We start from the raw sequence: 18644 nt of genomic DNA on the forward strand, positions 1-18644 counted from the left end.
GAGAGTCACGCCGCGAAGGGGGCGAGCTCGGCGGCGAGCCGCTCGGACACGTAGGCGTGCAGTGCCGTTCCACCCTCTTCGTGCGACTGCGACACGATGTGCCCCGATTCGTGGACGAGCGACACCAGATCACCGCGGCCGTAGGGCACCAGAGCGCGGACCTCGACAGCCGGGAGCGGAAGAGCCGCTTCGACAGCCGCGCGGAGCTCCGCCATGCCCTCGCCGCTGCGCGATGAGGCGAACAGCGCCTTCGGCTCGAGACCCCGGAGTACCAGACGGGTGTCATCGTCCACCAGGTCGGCCTTGTTGAACACGACCAGCTCCGGGATGCTCCGCGCGCCGACATCACCCATCACATCGCGTACAGTCTGCAGCTGCGCGGCCGGATCCGGGTGCGCAGCGTCCACGACGTGAACGATGACATCGGCGTCCGCCACCTCCTCGAGCGTGGAACGGAACGCCTCGACCAGCTGATGAGGGAGGTTGCGGACGAACCCCACAGTGTCGGTCAGCGTGTACACGCGGCCATCGGATGCCTCGGTGCGGCGCACCGTGGCATCCAGCGTGGCGAACAGAGCGTTCTCGACGAGCACACCCGCACTCGTCAGGCGATTGAGCAGGCTCGACTTGCCGGCGTTCGTGTAGCCCGCGATCGCGACCGACGGGATCGTGTTGCGCTTGCGCTCGGCGCGCTTGGCGTCGCGCGCAGGGCCGAAGTCGCGGATCTGACGGCGCAGGATTGCCATCTTGGTGCGGATCCGCCGTCGGTCCAGCTCGATCTTCGTCTCACCGGGGCCGCGCGAGCCCATGCCCGCACCGCCCGCACCCACCTGGCCGCCGGCCTGACGGCTCATCGAGTCGCCCCAGCCGCGCAGGCGCGGGAGGAGGTATTCCAGCTGGGCGAGCTCGACCTGAGCCTTGCCCTCGCGGCTCTTCGCGTGCTGGCTGAAGATGTCGAGGATGACGGTCGTGCGGTCGATGACCTTCACCTTCACGACGTCCTCGAGGGCGCGCCTCTGGCTGGGTGCGAGCTCGGTGTCGGCGATCACGGTGTCAGCGCCGAGCGCCGCGACGAGGTCTTTGAGCTCTTGCGCCTTGCCGCGGCCGAGATATGTGGCCGGGTCGGGGTGGGGACGACGCTGGAGCACACCGTCGAGGACGACCGCGCCGGCCGTCTCAGCGAGTGCGGCGAGCTCACGGAGCGAGTTCTCGGCATCGGCCTGCTCACCCTGAGGGTGCACGCCGACCAGAACCACGTTCTCGAGCCGCAGCTGACGGTACTCGACCTCGGTGACGTCTTCGAGCTCGGTGGAGAGCCCCGGAACACGGCGCAACGCGGCCCGCTCCTCACGATCCCACTGGTCGCCGTCAGCCGACCCTCTCCCGGTCGTCGCTTCGTCTTGCAGCGCTTGCGCTGCTCCGAAGACGCGCACGCCCGAGTGCGCATCGGCGCGTGCGAGCACGCGGTCCACCGGGTCGAGCTGGTCGTCTTCGGTGCTCGTCGGTGCGCTGGTGTCTGTCATGTGTTCCTTCGTGTCGTACTGCGCGGTAACTCTAGCCTCCCCCGCCGACGTCCTCCTCCGCTACGCTCGCTCCCATGGGGAGCGACCACTACTTCAGTGCGTCGCCGGCAAGTCCGGAGAATCTGCGTCGCATTCGAGTCTCGATCGGCGGTCGCGATATCGAGGTGACGACGGCCGGCGGCGTGTTCAGTCCCGACCATATCGATACGGGAACCGCCGTCCTGCTCGCCAATACGCCCCCGCCACCGCCCGGAGGCCACCTGCTGGACCTCGGCTGCGGGTGGGGACCCATCGCGCTGTCGCTGGCTACCGCCGCACCGCACGCCACCGTGTGGGCGGTCGACGTCAACGAACGTGCGCTCGACCTCGTGCGGCGCAACAGCGCTGCGCTCGGCCTCGACAATGTCAACGCCGTTCTCCCCGACGATGTTCCCGCCGACGTGACTTTCCGGACGATCCGCTCCAATCCCCCGATCCGCGTCGGCAAGAACGAACTGCACGGCCTGCTCGAACGCTGGATCCCTCGCCTGGACGAGCGCAGCGACGCGTGGCTCGTCGTACAGCGAAACCTCGGATCGGATTCGCTTCAGCGCTGGCTCGCGGCATCCTTCCCGCACGGGTTCAGCGTGCACCGCACGGCGACCGGTCGAGGCTTCCGCGTCCTCAAGGTACGCAGGCACGGCAGTCCCATCACCGACCCGATCAGCACGATCGAGTCGTAGTCGACGGGGCCCGCCGCGGCTGTCGACCGCAGCTCCGTCGGAGAATTGGCCGAATGTCGGAGGATTCAGAGAAAGCCCTCCGACATTCTGCGGATCCTCCGACGTAGCACCGTGCAGTCAGAGCCGGCGCCGCTCAGGCGAGCGCGACCTGGCCCGAGTAGACCAACGTCGCGGGGCCGGACAGCAGCACGTGCCCGTCGACCATGCGTACGCCCAGCTCACCGCCGGGCACCGACACCGCCCAGTGGTCGGGTGCCGCGGCGCCCGCCCAGTGACGCACGGCCAGCGCGGCCGCGGCGACTCCGGTACCACAGCTGAGCGTTTCGCCGACGCCCCGCTCGAACACCCGCATCCGGATCGCACCGACGCCGTGCCGTACGAGCGGGTCGCTCGGGACGACGAACTCGATGTTCGCACCGTGGGGCGGCGGCGGATCGAGGACGGGCTGCACCGTGAGATCCAGCCCCTCCAGCTCGTCCTCCGAAGGCAGGGCGACCACGACGTGCGGATTGCCCACGTCGATCCCTGCCCCCGGTCGGGCGACACCCAAACCGCGGGCGCGGACGAGCACGTCCTCCGACTCGACGGTCCACGGCCCGAGGTCGACTTCGAAGCCGAGTTCGCTCCGAGTGAGGGTCTTCACACCCGCGCGAGTACCGACGGCGAGCGGCGCGCCCTCGTCCCACGAGACCAGCCCGCGATCGACCAGGAACCGGGCGAAGACGCGAATGCCGTTTCCGCACATCTCAGCCGCCGACCCGTCGGCATTGCGGTAGTCCATGAACCACTCCGCCTCGGACGTGGCCGCGCCCTCCGCGATCTGCGACGAACGGACCACTCGGAGGATGCCGTCCGCGCCGATGCCGAATCGCCGATCGCACAGCGCGGCGACCTGGTCGTCGGTGAGGGCAAGCTCGCCGTCGGCGTCGGGGATGATCACGAAGTCGTTGCCGGTCCCGTGACCCTTCGTGAAGGCGACGGTCTGCGGCATCCCCCAAGTCTACGGGGGCGCGAATCGCTCGGCCGGAACCTAATCGGCGATGAGGCGCTTGCCGGTCGTCGTCGTGTCGAATCGCTCGTACCCCAGACGATCGTAGAAGCCGAGGACGTCTTCGTTCCCGGGGCGCACCATGAGCTGCACCTTGGGGCAGCCCATCTCGAGAAGCAGATCCTCGACCGCGGCGACCAGATCGCGTGCGATGCCCTGCCCGCGACGCTGCGGCGATGACGCGAGGTAGTAGATCCAGCCGCGGTGGCCGTCGTACCCGCCCATCACGCTGCCAACGACGTCTTCACCGTCCACCGCCACCAGGAACAGCTCCGGCTGCACGGTGAGTTTGCGCTGGATGTCGAGGTGCGGGTTGTTCCACGACCGCGTCAGACCGGTGGCCTGCCACAGCGCGATGACGGACTCGGTGTCGCGGAGCGCGAATGCGCGGATGCTGGTCATGCATCCAGTATGTGCGGCACAAGCCCGGCGGTGTCGGCCTTGACCTCGGCGCCGTCCACCCACCGCACTCCGGCGTACCGCCGGAACCACGACACCTGACGCCGCGCATAGCGGCGTGTGAGCGCCTGGGTTTCGGCGATCGCCTCGTTCCGCGTCGACGTCCCCGCGAGCTCGGCCAGCGCCTGCGCGTACCCGATCGCTCGCCGCGCCGTCACGCCAGCTTCCAGGCCCGACTTCTGCAGCGCACGCACCTCGTCGATCAGTCCGTCGGACCACATCTGCTCGACCCGGGCGTCCAGCTGAGGCACGAGTCGATCGCGGGCCACCTGCGTCCCGATGATTCGCGTTCGCTCGTGCCACTCGACCGGCTCGGACGGGAGCGCGGCACCATGCGTCGCCTCACCCTGGGCCAGGACCTCCAGAGCCCGCACGACGCGACGCCCGTTCCGCGGATCCACCCGCGCGGCCGTGACGGGGTCGGCTGCGAGAAGCCGCGTGTAGAGGACTCCAGGACCGTGCTCGATGAGCTCGGCCTCGAGCGCAGCGCGCAGCTCGACATCCGTCGGCGGGAACCGGAAGTCGTACAGCACACTCGAGACGTACAGCCCGGAGCCGCCGACCAGGATGGCATCCGCCCCGCGGCCGTTGATATCGGCGATCGCGCGCCGCGCAGCATCCTGGTACCAGGCGACGGCCGTTTCCTCGGTGACCGCCAGCACGTCCAGAAGGTGGTGCGGGATGCCGCGCCGTTCGCCCTCGGACAGCTTTGCGGTACCGATATCCATGCCGCGATACAGCTGCATCGCATCGGCGTTGACGATCTCGGCGCGACGGTCGGCGGCGGCCAGCGCCTCGGCAAGACCCAGCGACAGCGCTGTCTTGCCGGTGCCTGTCGCCCCCACCACGGCCCACAGCCGTGGAAGCGTCGGTTCCCGCAGATCCCGGCGCGGTCGCGGCAGGGTCACACCCCGATGCGCAACGTCGGAAGCCCGAGAGAAACGGCGCGTCCGCCGGTGGGATCGGAGGGCGGTGCAGGAACGGCACAGGACTCGGCCTGCGTGCGGTCCCATGCGTCGCCCGCGCGTGTACGGCGGATGCGCAGCGCGGAGCCATCGGCGGAATCGGCGAGCAGATGGAACGGGGCCGCGTGGGTCACCCGGACGCTGACCACATCGCCGGGCCGAGGGAGCTCGCTTCCTGCGGGAACCTCGAAATGCACGAGGCGGTTGTCTTCGGCGCGACCGGTGAGGCGGTGCGTCTCCGCGTCCTTCTTGCCCTCGCCCATCGATACCAGCACCTCGACGTCGCGGCCGACCTGAGCCTGATTCTCTTCCAGCGAGATGCGCTCCTGCAGAGCGATCAGCCGTTCGTAGCGCTCCTGGACGACCGCCTTCGGCACCTGGTCGGGCATGGTCGCCGCCGGCGTGCCCGCCCTGATCGAGTACTGGAACGTGAATGCGCTGGAGAATCGGGCCTGCTCGACGACCCGCATGGTGTCTTCGAAGTCGGCCTCGGTCTCGCCGGGGAACCCGACGATGATGTCGGTCGTGATGGCTGCGTTCGGGATACGGTCGCGCACGCGGTCGAGGATGCCGAGGAACTTCTCGCTGCGGTAGGAACGGCGCATCGCCTTGAGGATGCGGTCACTGCCCGACTGCAGCGGCATGTGCAGCTGGGGCATGACCGATGCGGTGTCGGCCATCGCATCGATCACGTCATCGGTGAACGCGGCGGGATGCGGGCTCGTGAAACGGATGCGCTCCAGACCCTCGATCTCGCCGGCCGCGCGCAGCAGCTTGCCGAACGCCTGCCGGTCGCCGAACTCGACGCCGTAGGAGTTGACGTTCTGCCCGAGAAGAGTGACCTCGATCGCGCCATCTTCCACCAGGAGCCGGATCTCGTTGAGGATGTCGCCGGGCCGGCGGTCCTTCTCTTTGCCGCGGAGACTCGGGACGATGCAGAAGGTGCACGTGTTGTTGCAGCCGACGGAGATCGACACCCAGCCGCTGTAGACCGAGTCTCGCTTGGTCGGAAGCGTCGAGGGGAAGACCTCGAGCGACTCGAGGATCTCGAGCTGTGCCTCGTCATTGTGGCGGGCGCGTTCGAGCAGGCTCGGCAGCGATCCCATGTTGTGCGTGCCGAAAACGACATCGACCCACGGCGCCTTGTCGATCACGGTCTGCTTGTCCATCTGCGCCAGACAGCCGCCGACAGCGATCTGCATTCCCTCCCTGCGGCGCTTCACCGACGCGAGGTGACCCAGCGTGCCGTAGAGCTTGCCCGCGGCGTTATCGCGCACCGCGCAGGTGTTGATGATGACGACATCGGCCTCTTCCCCTGCGGCCGCGCGCACGTACCCGGCGCTTTCGAGCGAGCCCGAGAGCCGCTCTGAGTCGTGGACGTTCATCTGGCAGCCGAACGTGCGCACCTCGTACGACCGGGGGTTTCCGACCGCATCCTGGGCGGCCGCCGACGGCGCGATGATCGTGGGGGTGCTGTCAAGCAGAGTCATGATGGATCGATTGTACGGCGGGATGCTGCGGCGCCGACCCCGCTCAGCGGAACCGGACTCCGCCGGCGGCGGCGCTCTTGCGCGCCTCGGCAAGCGCCGTTCGCGCTGCGTGACCTGCGACCCCGCCACCGAAGCCGCGCCGCGCGAGTTGACCCATCAGTCGCCGGATCGCCGTGTCGTCGTCGTAGCGGACGAGAGAGCGCGCCTTGGATGTGGCGAACTCCATCGCGCGCTGCGCGTCGTCATCGGGCAGCTCGGCGATCACCGCCTCGATCACCTCGCGGGCTACCAGCCGCTTCTGCAGGAGCTGCTTGACGGCTTTGGTGCCCATGTCCTGTCGAGTGGTCGCGGAGTGCACGAGCTGCTCGGCGAGCATCGCGTCATCGAGCCATTGCCGGCGTTCGAAGTCATCGATCACCCCGTCGATCTCGTCGCCCGTCAACCCGCTCGACCGCAGCTTGGCCCTGGCCTCGGCCACCGAGAGCCCCCGACGGCCGAGGCTCCGCGTGAGGGACACGGATGCCGAATCGATCAGCGACGCGCGGTCCACGAACTCTTCGTCGTTCGGCGTCGATCCCCCGTCGAATGTGTCATCGGCGCGAGACGACTCCGCGAAGACGACGCCCCGGTTCTGCGGCGCCACCCCGGGGAGGTAGGTCACGGGAGCGAGCGCATCGCCCCCGTGACCGTTACTGATCGCCATGTCAGGCCGGGCGCTTCTTGGCCAGCTGATCGGTCTGGACGGGGCTGTCTACCACCGCGGCCAGCTTCGGCATGCCGATGCCGAGCTTCGTCTTGATCTTCGATTCGATCTCTGCCGCGATGTCCGGGTTCTTGATCAGGAAGTTGCGGGCGTTCTCTTTACCCTGACCGAGCTGCTCGCCGTCGTACGTGTACCAGGCGCCGGACTTCTTCACGATCTCGTGCTCGACGCCGAAGTCGATGAGGCTGCCCTCGCGCGAGATGCCGACGCCGTAGAGGATGTCGAACTCCGCCTGCTTGAACGGCGGCGCCATCTTGTTCTTGACGACCTTGACGCGAGTGCGGTTACCCACCGCATCCGTACCGTCTTTGAGCGTCTCGATGCGGCGGATGTCGAGACGGACGGACGCGTAGAACTTGAGCGCCTTGCCACCGGCGGTGGTCTCGGGCGAGCCGAAGAACACGCCGATCTTCTCGCGCAGCTGGTTGATGAAGATCATCGTGGTGTTGGTCTGGTTGAGTCCACCGGTGAGCTTGCGGAGCGCCTGCGACATGAGGCGGGCCTGCAGACCCACATGGGAGTCACCCATCTCGCCCTCGATCTCGGCGCGGGGCACGAGCGCGGCCACCGAGTCGATCACGATCAGGTCGATGGAGCCGGAGCGGATGAGCATGTCGGCGATCTCGAGCGCCTGCTCACCCGTGTCGGGCTGAGACACGAGCAGCTGGTCGATGTCGACGCCGAGCTTCATCGCATAGTCGGGGTCGAGCGCGTGCTCAGCGTCGATGAAGGCGGCGATGCCACCCGCTCGCTGCGCATTGGCGATCGCGTGCAGCGTGAGCGTGGTCTTACCTGACGACTCGGGCCCGTAGATCTCGATGATGCGACCGCGAGGCAGTCCCCCCACGCCGAGCGCGACGTCGAGGGCGATCGAACCCGTGGGGATCACTTCGACGGGAGCGCGGTCGTCGCTGCCCAGTCGCATGACCGAGCCCTTTCCGAACTGCCGGTCGATCTGGGCGAGGGCCGATTCGAGGGCCTTCTCGCGGTTCTCGGGTGAGGGCATGACGTGCTCCTTTATGCTCGCGTTCCGTCGCCTGTAGGCTGTCGCGCTCCGCCCCGACGGCCGGGGAGGATGCTGCGACAAGGCGTGTGGTGTCGTTCGACGTCGGTCACGCTACGGGTGGCCTCCGACATGCGGATCACGCACCTCCCATGGTTGTGGACAGACGTGTCCTCGACACCAGCTGTGCAGGAGCCTATTCTCCAGTCGAACGAACGTTCGACGACACGCCGACGGATTCGGGTGTCAGCGCTGGCGCGGTTCGAGACGCCCGGCACCGTAGCGGCGTTCTTCGGGGACGTCCATCTCAGCGCACAGCGCAAGCCAGATATCACGGGGTGGCAGACCCGCGCTCAGCGCCTGAGCGGGCGTACGACCGCCGACATCGCCCAGCACCAGATCATTCAGGAGGAAGGTCGATCTGGAACCGAACTCGTCAGCGACGGCACGCAGGAACTCACTGCGTCGCATATGCGCGGATCAGCGCAGCGAGAGCTCGGCATCGACCGACGCGACGAGGTCGTCGGGGACCACATCGGGGAAGGTCTGCAGCCCCTCGAGCACGCTGATCCGGTCTCCGACCTCGCGCATGATGGTCGAAATGGGAACATCGAGAGCTTCGGCGACCGACGCGAGGATCTCGCTCGATGCTTCCTTCTGCCCGCGCTCAACCTCACTCAGGTAGCCGAGCGCCACGCTGGCGCGGCTCGCCACCTGACGGAGGGTGCGTCCCTTCTGCTGACGATAATCACGCAGGACATCGCCGATCTCTTGACGAACAAGGATCATGTGGGCCCCCTCCTCACTTGATGATTCACCGCTGTCTGGGTGGACAACAGTACAACACCGGCTTGTCCCAATCTAATCCCGTGCGCTGGGGAAAGGGTGGGAATCGCCGAATGTAACGGAGGCGAAACACGGTGCGCGCCCCCGCGGCGACGTCTGTGCTCAGAGCCTCGCGAGTGCCGCCTCCAGCGCATGCGTCACCGTGTCGGCGCGGATCTCTGCGCGCGTCCCGAGCAGGCGGAGCGACGTGACCGTCGTGCCGCTCGGTGTGGACACCCCGATGTGCACGGTGCCCACCGGCTGCCCGTCGGGTGAGGCGGGTCCGGCGATACCCGTCGTGGACAGGCCGACGTCAGCGAGCATCCCGTCGCGTCCGGCGACACGGCGCACGCCCTCGGCCATCTGTGCGGCGACGTCCGGATGCACCGGGCCGTGGGCCTCGAGGAGCGCCTCATCGACGCCCAGGATGCTGTGCTTGAGGTCGGTCGCGTAGGCGACCACTCCCCCACGTACGTGCGACGAGGCCCCGGGAACAGCCACGAGCGCGGCGGCCAGCAGGCCTCCGGTGAGCGACTCCGCGGTTGCGATCGACCAGCCCCGCGATGCAAGCGCTCGAAGCACGTCCTCGGCGCCGGCGTGCTGGATGCTCAGCGCCCGCTCAGGCGGCACGAGGCCCGTCGATCCGCCGGTCACGACGCGAGCCGCGGATCTCGGTGATGACGTAATCGATGCCGCTCGCGATCGTCAGCACCACGGCGATCGTCATCGTGATCACGTTGATCCACCACACCACACCCGGCCACGCCCCGCCGGCAAGCGATGCGAGTGGCAGAAGAGCCAGCGAGAGCGCGACGCTCTGCGCGAGCGTCTTGAGCTTGCCCATCCACGCCGCCGCGACCACGTGGTCGCTCGCGACGATCAGGCGATGCACGGTGATGCCCACCTCGCGGATCAGCACGACGATCGTGATCCACCACGGCAGCTCACCGAGGATCGACAACCCGATGAAGGCGAAACCGGTGAGCACCTTGTCGGCGATCGGGTCGAGCAGCTTGCCGAGATCGGTCACGATCTCGTAGCGGCGCGCGATCCACCCATCGATGCCGTCTGTCGCGATCGCGACGATGAACAGCACCGCTGCCCACCAGCGCAACGCTCCGCCGGCACCGCCGTCGGCGAGCAGCATCCAGAGGAAGACGGGGGCGCACAGGATGCGCACGATCGTGATCGTATTGGGCAGCTGCCTGGGAACGGCCATCAGTCGCGACCCGTCAATCCCCAGGCATCCTCGTCGGATTCGGCCTCGACGACGGGATACCCCTGATATTGGGCGTCGACCGGGTCGGCTCCATAGGAGTCGGATGCTGCGCTCGGCGCCGCGGACGCGCTCGGCGCCGGCGAAACATCGCCGCGCAGTCGCGCGAGCACCTCGGGAAGCTGCTCGACCGTGACAAGGACGTCGCGGGCTTTCGAACCCTCCGAGGGTCCCACGATCTCGCGGGATTCGAGGAGATCCATGAGGCGGCCGGCCTTGGCGAATCCGACGCGGAGCTTGCGCTGAAGCATCGAGGTGGAGCCGAACTGCGTCGAGACGATCTGCTCCGCCGCGGCCAGCAGAAGCTCGAGGTCGTCGCCGATGTCCGCGTCGACCTCCTTCTTCACGACGTCGGCTGCGACGTCGTGCCGATACTCCGGCCGAGCCTGCTGGGTGACGTGCTTGACGACGCGTTCGATCTCGGGCTCGCTGACCCACGCGCCCTGCACACGGACGGCCTTGGAGGTGCCCATCGGAAGGAAGAGCGCGTCGCCCTGCCCGATCAGGCGGTCGGCGCCGGGCTGGTCGAGGATGACGCGGCTGTCGGTCACGCTCGTCACCGCGAACGCCAGACGAGAGGGGACGTTCGCCTTGATCAGCCCCGTCACGACGTCGACCGACGGGCGCTGCGTGGCCAGCACCAGATGGATGCCGCTGGCGCGCGCGAGCTGTGTGATGCGAACGATCGAGTCCTCGACGTCACGCGGAGCGACCATCATGAGGTCGGCGAGCTCGTCGACGACGACGAGCAGGTACGGGTAGGGCTTGAGCACCCGCTCACTCCCCGGGGGCAGCACGACCTCCCCAGCGACCACGGCCTTGTTGAAGTCGTCGATGTGGCGATAGCCGAACGACGCGAGGTCGTCGTACCGCATGTCCATCTCCTTCACGACCCACTGCAGCGCCTCAGCAGCCTTCTTGGGGTTCGTGATGATCGGGGTGATCAGGTGCGGAACACCCGCGTACGACGTGAGTTCGACCCGCTTCGGGTCGATCAGCACCATGCGCACCTCGGAGGGCTTCGCCTTCATCAGGAGGCTGGTGATCATCGAGTTCACGAAGCTCGACTTGCCAGAGCCGGTGGATCCCGCCACGAGCAGATGCGGCATTTTCGCGAGGTTCGCCACGACATAGCCGCCGCCTACGTCCTTGCCCACCCCGATCGTCATCGGGTGCGTGCTGCTTGTCGCAGCCTGCGACCGCAGGACGTCGCCGAGGGTCACGATCTCGCGGTCGGTGTTGGGGATCTCGACGCCGATCGCGCTCTTGCCCGGGATGGGCGCGAGGATGCGGACCTCGTTGGAGGCCACGGCGTACGCGATGTTGTTCGAGAGCGCCGTGATGCGCTCGACCTTCACGCCGTGACCGACCTCGATCTCGTACTGCGTGACGGTGGGTCCGCGCGAGAATCCGGTGACGCGCGCGTCGACCCCGAACTGCTCGAGCACGCTCGTGATCGCGCGGACGATCTCGTCGTTGGCCGCCGAGCGGGCTTTGTGCGGGGTCCCGGCAGCGAGCGCCGCCACGCCGGGAAGACGGTATGGCGCGGATGCCGGCATCCCTCCCCCACCGATGCCCGAGAGCCCGGGGAGCATGTCGTCGTGCTCGGGGCTGTCGTCACGCAGCGAGGTCTCGGGCTCACTCACGTCCGGCACCGCGCGAGCGGGTGCGATGACCTCCGTCAGCGCGTCGGGAAGAGCCTCGGGAAGCGGAGGGACCGGAGGAGTGAAGACCTGCTCGAAGCCGCCTTCGGAGGCGCCGGGGGTCAGCAGCTCGGTCAGATCCTGCGATCCGATGCCGTCTTCGGGGTCGCGTTCGCGCCCGCTCTTGTTGCGGCGCCACCACGGCAGAGCAGGATCGGTCGCATCGGGATCCGTCTCGACTGCGCCTGCGCCTGCGACCTGCTCGGTCGAGGGCCGCTCGGCATCGAACATCCACGTGTACAGGTCGCCGAGGCGACGGCCGATGCGGTTGGGCGGTGTCTTGGTGATGATCAGGACGCTGAGAACGGTGAGCAGTCCCAGCACGATGCATGCGCCGACCTCGCTGAGTCCCAGCGAGAGCGGCTCGCCGACCATCCAGCCGAACAGACCGCCCGCTTCGCTGAGCGCAGGCAGTCCCTGCTTGGGCTCGGGTCGGCCGCCGAGGACGTGGCAGAACCCCGCGACCATGACGGTGAAGATCGCGAAGCCGATGCCGATGCGACCGTTGTCGTGCACCGATGCGGGATGGCGGAAGAGCCATCCGGCCAGAAGCAGGAGCATCACCGGGAGCACGAAGGCCACGCGGCCGACCAGCCCTCCCGCCGTATAGGCGCTGATGGAGCGCGAGACGTCCGTGCCGATAAAGAACCACTCCACCACGACACCCGCGATCGCGAGCAGCACGAGCAGGAACGGGAAGCCGTCGCGACGCTGATCCTTCTCGAGGGTTTCGAGTCCGAAGGCGCGGAACAGACCGCCCGTCGCGTGCGCGAGGGCGAGCCACATCCGCACGATCACGGGCGGCTTCTCGGCCTTCTCCGTGTCGCCGACGTAGCGTTTGGGCGCCGGAGCCGGCTTTCCCGCGCGCGCCGATGACCCGCGTGCGGACGCACGACCATTCGTGGTCGGGGTGGAACTCCTGGCCATGCGCTCCACGCTACGTCTCGCGAGCCGGTTTCGGGTGCAACGACGCGGGCCCGTCGTCCGGATCCCCGCGGATGCCGTCAGCGCAGGCGCTTCACCATGGTGTCGCGTCCGATGCCGCTCTGCGTGACCGCGAACCCTTCAGATCGGTAGAGCGTCATCGCGAAGTTGCCCCGCTCGACGCTCAGGCTGAGCCGCGCGAAACCCTGGGCCCGTGCGTGGTCGCCGAGCTGGTGCAGGAGGGCACGTCCCACGCCGTGGGCCCGCCAGATGGGCCGAACGCCGATCGTGAGCTCCGGCACACCCGTGCCGACGTATCCGAACCCCGGGTCCGTGCGCGGGAAGTTGCGATACCAGGCCGCACCGATCGGATCGTCGTTGCCGTCCAGCGCCACGAACCCGGCGTCGCCGGGGCGCATCCAGCCCGAGATGTATCGGATGTGCTCGGCGCTCGCGAGCACCTCGTGCCGGGGTCGCGCGGCGCCCTGGCGCCAGTTCGCGGCCTCGACCACCATGTCGCCGAGGAACGCCCCGTCAGCCTGTGTGGCCGGGCGGATCCGGAACGTCGAGGGCATGGGTCTGAATCCGGGACGCGGCTGCCCGCTACGCCTCGATGACCAGGGGGATGATCATCGGGCGACGGCGCAGCGACTGGTTGACCCAGCGGCCGATCGTGCGGCGGACGACCTGCGACAGGGCGTGCGTGTCGCGAACACCCGACTGGGCGGCCTCGGCCAACGCCGCGGCGATCTTCGGCTTGACGGCGTCGAACACCCTGTCGTCTTCGGCGAAGCCCCTGGCGTGGATCTCCGGGCCCGTGATCACCCGGCCCGTGGCCGAATCGATCACGACGATCACCGAGATGAAGCCCTCCTCGCCGAGCGTGCGACGATCCTTGAGGTCGGCATCCGTGATCTCGCCCACCGTCGAGCCGTCGACATAGACGAAGCCGAGATCGAGCTGCCCGACGACTCGGGCGAGCCCGTCGCGGAGGTCGATCACCGTCCCGTTCTCGCCGATGATCGTGCGATCAGCCGGCACCCCGGTGTCCTGCGCGAGCTTGGCGTTGGCGATGAGGTGCCGGTACTCCCCGTGGACCGGCAGGACGTTCTTCGGCTTCAGGATGTTGTAGCAGTACAGCAGCTCGCCCGCGGCGGCGTGGCCCGAGACGTGGACCTTGGCATTGCCCTTGTGCACGACGGTCGCGCCGAGCTTGGTCAGCCCGTCGATCACGCGATAGACGGCGTTCTCGTTCCCCGGGATGAGGCTGGAGGCGAGGATCACGGTGTCGCCCGGACCGGGCTCGATCTCGTGATCATTGTTGGCCATGCGGCTGAGGACCGCCATCGGCTCGCCCTGCGATCCGGTCGACATGTAGACGATCTTGTCGTCCGGCAGATCGCGCGCCTTCTTGTAGTCGATGAGGATGCCCTCGGGAACGTGCAGATACCCGAGGTCTTCGGCGATCGTCATGTTCCGCAGCATGCTGCGACCGAGAAGGGCGACGCGCCGACCGTGGGCGGCCGCGGCATCCAGAACCTGCTGCACACGGTGCACATGACTCGAGAAGCTCGCGACGATGACGCGGCGCGGGGCCTTGCCGATCACCTGGTCGAGCACGGGGCCGATGCTGCGCTCGAGCGCTGTGAACCCCGGCACGTCGGCGTTCGTCGAATCGACGAGGAACAGGTCGACACCTGCCTCACCGAGGCGGGCGAACGCCCGCAGGTCGGTGAGGCGGCCATCGAGCGGAAGCTGGTCCATCTTGAAGTCGCCCGTGGCAAGCGCGACACCCGCCGGTGTCGTGATCGCGACCGCGAGCGCGTCGGGGATGGAGTGGTTGACCGCGACGAACTCGAGGTCGAACGGGCCCACCTGCTCGTGCTCGCCCTCCTTCACCGTGAGCGTGTACGGCTTGATGCGGTGCTCCTTGAGCTTCGCCTCGACCAGCGCGAGGGTGAGGCCCGAGCCGATGAGGGGGATGTCGGCCTTGAGCTTGAGGAGATACGGCACCGCTCCGATGTGGTCCTCGTGGCCGTGGGTCAGCACGACGGCGACGACATCGTCGAGCCGGTGCTTGATGGGTTCGAAATCAGGAAGGATGAGGTCGACGCCGGGCTGGTGCTCTTCGGGGAAGAGCACACCGCAGTCCACGACCAGAAGCTTCCCGCCGTATTCGAAGACGGTCATGTTGCGGCCGATCTCGCCGAGACCGCCGAGCGGCGTCACTCGGAGCGTGCCGGATTCGAGGGCGGGCGGATCAAAGACGGTGCTGGGCATGGCGTGCCTCCTTGCGACGCCGCTGCGCGGCATCCGTTCGTTCAGTGTGAGTTCGCTCGCGCGGACAGCCGGTCGGCCGCCGCACGTGGTGCACGGGCGGGAATCACGTTCGGGGAATCCGCACGGTGCAAGATCATGTGATCAGCGGGTCGTGCCCGAGATCTTGGGCAATGCCCCGCCTGCGGCGGCATTGCGGTCGGGGCGGAAGTTGGAGAAGTCGGCACCGGGGATGTCTTTGACGAGAGCCAGCTCGTCTTCGATCTTCGCCGCCTCCCATTCCTCGGGGCCGACCAGCGGCAGTCGCACCCGCGGACTGCCGATACGACCGAGGCCGTGCAGGATGTACTTCGCCGACACGGTGCCCGGCACATGGGTCATGACCGCGCGGACGAGCGGCTCGAGGCGCTGGTGCTCGGCGGTGGCGGTCTTCAGGTCGCCGAGGTTGACGGCATCCACGATCGCACGGTACGGCCCCGGTGCGATGTTCGCCGTGACGCCGATCAAGCCGGTCGCCCCGATCGCCAGGTGCGGCAGCACATTCGAGTCGTCACCCGAGAAGTACATCAGGTCGGTCTGATTGAGCACCCGGCTGACCTCGCTGAAGTCGCCCTTGGCGTCTTTGATCGCGATGACATTCGGATGCTTCGCGATCCGCAGGATCGTCTCGTACTGGATCGGCACGCCGGTGCGGCCGGGGATGTCGTACAGGATCACCGGCAGATCCGTGGCGTCGGCGACGAGGCGGAAATGCGTCAGGATCCCGGCCTGGGTCGGCTTGTTGTAGTACGGCGTGACGATCATGATGCCGTCTGCGCCGGCCTTCTCGCTGGCCTTGTACAGCTCGATCGCGTGAGCGGTCTCGTTCGAACCGCCTCCGGTGATGATCGCCGCGCGGCCTGCGGCGATGTCCTTGCCGACCTCGACGAGACGGATCTTCTCGCGGTCGGTCAGAGTGCTGGTCTCGCCGGTGGTGCCGGTCACGACGATGCCGTCGGCGCCGGCGGCCACGACATCGTCGATGTGCTTCTCGACGGCGGGCCAGTCGACCTCACCGTCGGCCGTCATCGGGGTGACGAGCGCGACGAGAACCTGCCCGAAAGGGTTTCCCGTGTGCGTCATGCTCTCAGGGTATCGGTTCAGGGCCAGCCTTTCTCTCGGCCTGGCGGCCATGTGCAGGGAGCTCGCCGGACGTTCGCCCGTTCGGCGAGGGTCGTGTCCACTCCTGCCCCATGTCACCCGACGAATGGATGGGGCGCTCGACTCAGACGCGCGAGGATGGCCCTTTCCACTGTCGCCCACTCGTAGACGACAAGCGCGTAGTCGAACCGCAAGGTGTCGTAGCCGAGCGCGGCGGCTGCAGCATCCCGCACCAGATCCTTGTGCCGGAGGGACTGACCGTCGTGGTTCTCGCGTCCGTCCACCTCGACGATGAGCCTGCCAGACAGCAGGAAGTCGACTCTGCCCACCCCGACGATGAGCACCTGCGGCTCGACGCTGATGCCGATTCGCACGAGCCTCAGGCGCACCAGCGATTCGAGCCCGCTGTCGGCATCACCTCGAGCAAGGTCGACGAGCCATCGTCTTCGTGCGGGGACCACGCTGCGAATCCACTGACGGTCAGCCGGCGCCAGCTTGCCCAGTCGCCACGCCGATTCGTACGCGACGAAGAAGGTCTCGGCGTCACAGCACTGAGCGACCTGTACGAGCGCGAGTCTCACGGGCGTCAGCCCGAACGTCGCACGCCCCGCATCGTGATGATCGATGCACCTGCAGTCGGGGTGGGCATGGGTGCGTCCTTTGCCGCCGAGCCACACGTGTGGACGATTCGGCCCGTCGAGGACCCAGATGCCATGCGCCCGCAGGGCAGAGATGCACGCAACGGCACCCCCGTGTCGCGCCGCGACGGCGACGAGCGGGTCGGCCGCCGGCAAGGCGTACACGCCCTTTCGGAGTCGCACGATGGCACCTCCGAGGATCGCACAGGCGATATCCGCCTTGCTCGCCCCTGCCCTGATGAGGGCGCGCCGATGAGCCACGCCTTCGCGCCATTCGAGGATCTCGATGATTCTTGCTGTGCTCACTCACCGAGCGTGCATCGGCGATGTCGCGCGTGGCTGGTGTCCGACGGGAATGGTGGACAACCGTCCGGCGCTCCGGCCTGAGGAGGACGCGCCGCGGCCATGGCGCCGTCCATATGCAGGGAGCTCAAGACCAAACGTCGCGTTTCGGGCCGGCCGAGGGAAAGATCTTTCACACCGCTCCCTGCAGACGGCGGGTAACGGTGTTGACCGCGCAGGATGCCGCGGGCCTAGGGTGGGCGGCATGGCCTGGCAGACCCGCTCCTCGCGCACCGTCTACGAGAACCGCTGGATGCACGTCCGCGAGGACGAGGTCGCCGGACCCGATGGGGCGGGGATCTATGGGGTCGTGACGGTCCGGAACCCGGCCGTCTTCGTCGTCGCGATCGACGAGCACGACAGGGTATGCCTCGTCACGGTCGACCGCTATGCGACCGGCGGCCCTTCCATCGAGGTGCCCGCGGGAGGAACCGACGGCGAGGACGCACTGGTGGGCGCTCGTCGCGAGCTGCTGGAAGAGACGGGCATCGTGGCGGAGGAGTGGGTGGAGATCGGACGGATGAACGCTCTCAACGGACTCGCCGACGCCCCCGAGCATGTGTTCCTGGCTCGCGAGCTCCGGCGGGGTGCGAGCGATGACGAGGTGTCGGCGTCGCAGCACGAAGAAGGAATCGCCGAAGTGCGGTGGATGCCGTTCGCCGACGTGCTACGCCTGATCGGCGACGGGGGCATCAGCGACGGCGAGACGATCGCCGCCATCGCCTTCGCAGCGATCCACCTCGGCCGCGTCCGCTGAGACGGGGTCGGCTGAGGAACCGCGTCAACGCCCGCGGGCGGCTGCGCGCGCGACAATCGCGGGCGGGACCAGGCGGCTGACCGCCACGATGGCCTTGTACCGAAGCGACGGGATCGATACCGCCTTCCCGCGCGCGGCGTCTCGCAGCGACTCGCTCACCACGTCGGGGGCACTCAGCCACATCCAGGAGGCGACGCCCTCTTCGCCGGGTGGGAGGCCGAGACGCTCGTGGAAATTCGTGTGCACGAACCCCGGGCAGACCGCGGTGACCGTGACGCCCCGCGCCCGGTAGCGACCGTTCGCCCAACGGCTGAAGCTGATGAGCCAGCCCTTGCACGCGCCGTAGGTCGAACGGGGCAGGAACCCGGCGACGGAGGCGACGTTGATGATGCGCCCGCTCCCGCGCGCCAGCATCGGCCCCAGCGCGGCGTGCGTCAACCGCATGGGCACCTCGACGTGCAGGTCGAGATGCCGTACCTCGTCGGCGATGTCGTTGCTCTCGAAAGCGAGCGGCAGCCCGAATCCCGCGTTGTTGACGAGGACGTCGATCGGATGCCCGGTGTCGGTCAGACGCGAGACGACCTTCGCGCGCTGACGCTCGTGCAGCAGGTCGGCTGCCATCACCTCGACTGCGACGTGGTGATCTGCGCGGATCTCGGCCGCCAGGGCGTCGAGCGCCGAGCGGTCACGCGCGACGAGGACGAGGGCGGCGCCCCGCCCGGCGAGCTGACGTGCGTACTCGGCCCCGAGCCCGGAGCTCGCACCCGTGATCAGTGCGGTGCGGACCAT

19 protein-coding genes are annotated in these 18644 nt (G+C 68.0%); 2 read left to right on the forward strand and 17 right to left on the reverse strand.

The genetic code is table 11. From position 1 onward, the window contains the following. Positions 1–5 precede the first annotated feature (5 nt). Entirely contained in the window at positions 6–1334 is a 1329-nt protein-coding gene (hflX, locus tag F6B43_RS05245) for a GTPase HflX (RefSeq protein ID WP_425486814.1), read from the reverse strand. Between the two features lie 263 nt (positions 1335–1597). Here hflX and F6B43_RS05250 point away from each other — a divergent pair, with 263 nt between their 5' ends. Then, positions 1598–2245: a class I SAM-dependent methyltransferase gene (locus F6B43_RS05250; RefSeq protein WP_150447793.1), complete on the forward strand. Its 648-nt coding sequence runs from the start codon at positions 1598–1600 to the stop codon at positions 2243–2245. Positions 2246–2378: 133 nt separating this feature from the next. Here F6B43_RS05250 and dapF read toward each other — a convergent pair whose 3' ends face one another. From dapF to F6B43_RS05325, 15 genes are all read right to left on the reverse strand, one after another. Further along, positions 2379–3236 (reverse strand): diaminopimelate epimerase, encoded by an 858-nt coding sequence (gene dapF / locus F6B43_RS05255; RefSeq protein ID WP_150447794.1) that lies wholly within the window; start codon positions 3234–3236, stop codon positions 2379–2381. A 39-nt stretch (positions 3237–3275) separates the two neighbouring features. Further along, positions 3276–3695, reverse strand: coding sequence for a GNAT family acetyltransferase (locus F6B43_RS05260; RefSeq protein ID WP_150447795.1), 420 nt, complete (start codon positions 3693–3695; stop codon positions 3276–3278). Continuing rightward, on the reverse strand, positions 3692–4660 hold the full coding sequence (gene miaA / locus F6B43_RS05265; RefSeq protein ID WP_246159807.1) for a tRNA (adenosine(37)-N6)-dimethylallyltransferase MiaA: 969 nt from the start codon (positions 4658–4660) through the stop codon (positions 3692–3694). Before miaA ends, F6B43_RS05260 begins: the two co-directional genes overlap by 4 nt. Next, a complete protein-coding gene (miaB, locus tag F6B43_RS05270; protein WP_150447797.1) occupies positions 4657–6207 on the reverse strand; it encodes a tRNA (N6-isopentenyl adenosine(37)-C2)-methylthiotransferase MiaB in 1551 nt (516 codons plus the stop codon). Before miaB ends, miaA begins: the two co-directional genes overlap by 4 nt. Before the next feature lie 43 nt (positions 6208–6250). Then, positions 6251–6910 carry a regulatory protein RecX gene (locus F6B43_RS05275; RefSeq protein WP_150447798.1) on the reverse strand — a complete coding sequence of 220 codons (660 nt, stop codon included), beginning with the start codon at positions 6908–6910 and terminating at the stop codon, positions 6251–6253. 1 nt (position 6911) lies between these two features. Beyond that, complete coding sequence (gene recA, locus F6B43_RS05280) at positions 6912–7976, reverse strand: recombinase RecA (RefSeq protein WP_150447799.1); 1065 nt, start codon at positions 7974–7976, stop codon at positions 6912–6914. A 243-nt stretch (positions 7977–8219) separates the two neighbouring features. Further along, complete coding sequence (locus tag F6B43_RS05285) at positions 8220–8444, reverse strand: DUF3046 domain-containing protein (protein WP_150447800.1); 225 nt, start codon at positions 8442–8444, stop codon at positions 8220–8222. Between the two features lie 9 nt (positions 8445–8453). Continuing rightward, on the reverse strand, positions 8454–8762 hold the full coding sequence (locus F6B43_RS05290; protein ID WP_150447801.1) for a helix-turn-helix domain-containing protein: 309 nt from the start codon (positions 8760–8762) through the stop codon (positions 8454–8456). A 159-nt stretch (positions 8763–8921) separates the two neighbouring features. Beyond that, entirely contained in the window at positions 8922–9428 is a 507-nt protein-coding gene (locus tag F6B43_RS05295) for a CinA family protein (RefSeq protein WP_425486816.1), read from the reverse strand. Then, positions 9418–10017 (reverse strand): CDP-diacylglycerol--glycerol-3-phosphate 3-phosphatidyltransferase, encoded by a 600-nt coding sequence (pgsA, locus tag F6B43_RS05300; protein WP_150447803.1) that lies wholly within the window; start codon positions 10015–10017, stop codon positions 9418–9420. Before pgsA ends, F6B43_RS05295 begins: the two co-directional genes overlap by 11 nt. After that, positions 10017–12704 (reverse strand): FtsK/SpoIIIE family DNA translocase, encoded by a 2688-nt coding sequence (locus tag F6B43_RS05305; protein WP_150447804.1) that lies wholly within the window; start codon positions 12702–12704, stop codon positions 10017–10019. The genes pgsA and F6B43_RS05305 overlap by 1 nt, the downstream gene beginning before the upstream one ends. A gap of 77 nt (positions 12705–12781) precedes the next feature. Beyond that, complete coding sequence (locus F6B43_RS05310; RefSeq protein WP_150447805.1) at positions 12782–13276, reverse strand: GNAT family N-acetyltransferase; 495 nt, start codon at positions 13274–13276, stop codon at positions 12782–12784. A gap of 28 nt (positions 13277–13304) precedes the next feature. Continuing rightward, positions 13305–14981, reverse strand: coding sequence for a ribonuclease J (locus F6B43_RS05315; RefSeq protein WP_150447806.1), 1677 nt, complete (start codon positions 14979–14981; stop codon positions 13305–13307). A gap of 141 nt (positions 14982–15122) precedes the next feature. Then, the gene (gene dapA, locus F6B43_RS05320; RefSeq protein ID WP_150447807.1) at positions 15123–16100 is read right to left on the reverse strand and encodes a 4-hydroxy-tetrahydrodipicolinate synthase; all 978 of its coding nucleotides are present in this window, start codon (positions 16098–16100) and stop codon (positions 15123–15125) included. 113 nt (positions 16101–16213) lie between these two features. Continuing rightward, entirely contained in the window at positions 16214–17062 is an 849-nt protein-coding gene (locus F6B43_RS05325; RefSeq protein ID WP_150447808.1) for a DUF559 domain-containing protein, read from the reverse strand. Positions 17063–17303: 241 nt separating this feature from the next. Between F6B43_RS05325 and F6B43_RS05330 the strand changes: the two genes are divergently transcribed. After that, entirely contained in the window at positions 17304–17855 is a 552-nt protein-coding gene (locus F6B43_RS05330; RefSeq protein ID WP_150447809.1) for an NUDIX domain-containing protein, read from the forward strand. Between the two features lie 24 nt (positions 17856–17879). Here the strand turns inward: F6B43_RS05330 and F6B43_RS05335 are convergent, their stop codons facing one another. Then, on the reverse strand, positions 17880–18644 hold the full coding sequence (locus tag F6B43_RS05335) for an SDR family NAD(P)-dependent oxidoreductase (protein WP_150447810.1): 765 nt from the start codon (positions 18642–18644) through the stop codon (positions 17880–17882).

The organism is Microbacterium rhizomatis (assembly GCF_008710745.1).
Taxonomy (GTDB): Bacteria; Actinomycetota; Actinomycetes; order Actinomycetales; family Microbacteriaceae; genus Microbacterium; species Microbacterium rhizomatis.

Bases quoted from the DNA above. Each gene is read 5' to 3' on its own strand.
- F6B43_RS05250 (WP_150447793.1), top strand. From the start codon at position 1,598: ATGGGGAGCGACCACTACTTCAGTGCGTCGCCGGCAAGTCCGGAGAAT.
- dapF (WP_150447794.1), bottom strand. From the start codon at position 3,236: ATGCCGCAGACCGTCGCCTTCACGAAGGGTCACGGGACCGGCAACGAC.
- F6B43_RS05260 (WP_150447795.1), bottom strand. From the start codon at position 3,695: ATGACCAGCATCCGCGCATTCGCGCTCCGCGACACCGAGTCCGTCATC.
- miaB (WP_150447797.1), bottom strand. From the start codon at position 6,207: ATGACTCTGCTTGACAGCACCCCCACGATCATCGCGCCGTCGGCGGCC.
- F6B43_RS05275 (WP_150447798.1), bottom strand. From the start codon at position 6,910: ATGGCGATCAGTAACGGTCACGGGGGCGATGCGCTCGCTCCCGTGACC.
- recA (WP_150447799.1), bottom strand. From the start codon at position 7,976: ATGCCCTCACCCGAGAACCGCGAGAAGGCCCTCGAATCGGCCCTCGCC.
- F6B43_RS05285 (WP_150447800.1), bottom strand. From the start codon at position 8,444: ATGCGACGCAGTGAGTTCCTGCGTGCCGTCGCTGACGAGTTCGGTTCC.
- F6B43_RS05290 (WP_150447801.1), bottom strand. From the start codon at position 8,762: ATGATCCTTGTTCGTCAAGAGATCGGCGATGTCCTGCGTGATTATCGT.
- pgsA (WP_150447803.1), bottom strand. From the start codon at position 10,017: ATGGCCGTTCCCAGGCAGCTGCCCAATACGATCACGATCGTGCGCATC.
- F6B43_RS05305 (WP_150447804.1), bottom strand. From the start codon at position 12,704: ATGGCCAGGAGTTCCACCCCGACCACGAATGGTCGTGCGTCCGCACGC.
- F6B43_RS05310 (WP_150447805.1), bottom strand. From the start codon at position 13,276: ATGCCCTCGACGTTCCGGATCCGCCCGGCCACACAGGCTGACGGGGCG.
- F6B43_RS05315 (WP_150447806.1), bottom strand. From the start codon at position 14,981: ATGCCCAGCACCGTCTTTGATCCGCCCGCCCTCGAATCCGGCACGCTC.
- dapA (WP_150447807.1), bottom strand. From the start codon at position 16,100: ATGACGCACACGGGAAACCCTTTCGGGCAGGTTCTCGTCGCGCTCGTC.
- F6B43_RS05330 (WP_150447809.1), top strand. From the start codon at position 17,304: ATGGCCTGGCAGACCCGCTCCTCGCGCACCGTCTACGAGAACCGCTGG.
- F6B43_RS05335 (WP_150447810.1), bottom strand. From the start codon at position 18,644: ATGGTCCGCACCGCACTGATCACGGGTGCGAGCTCCGGGCTCGGGGCC.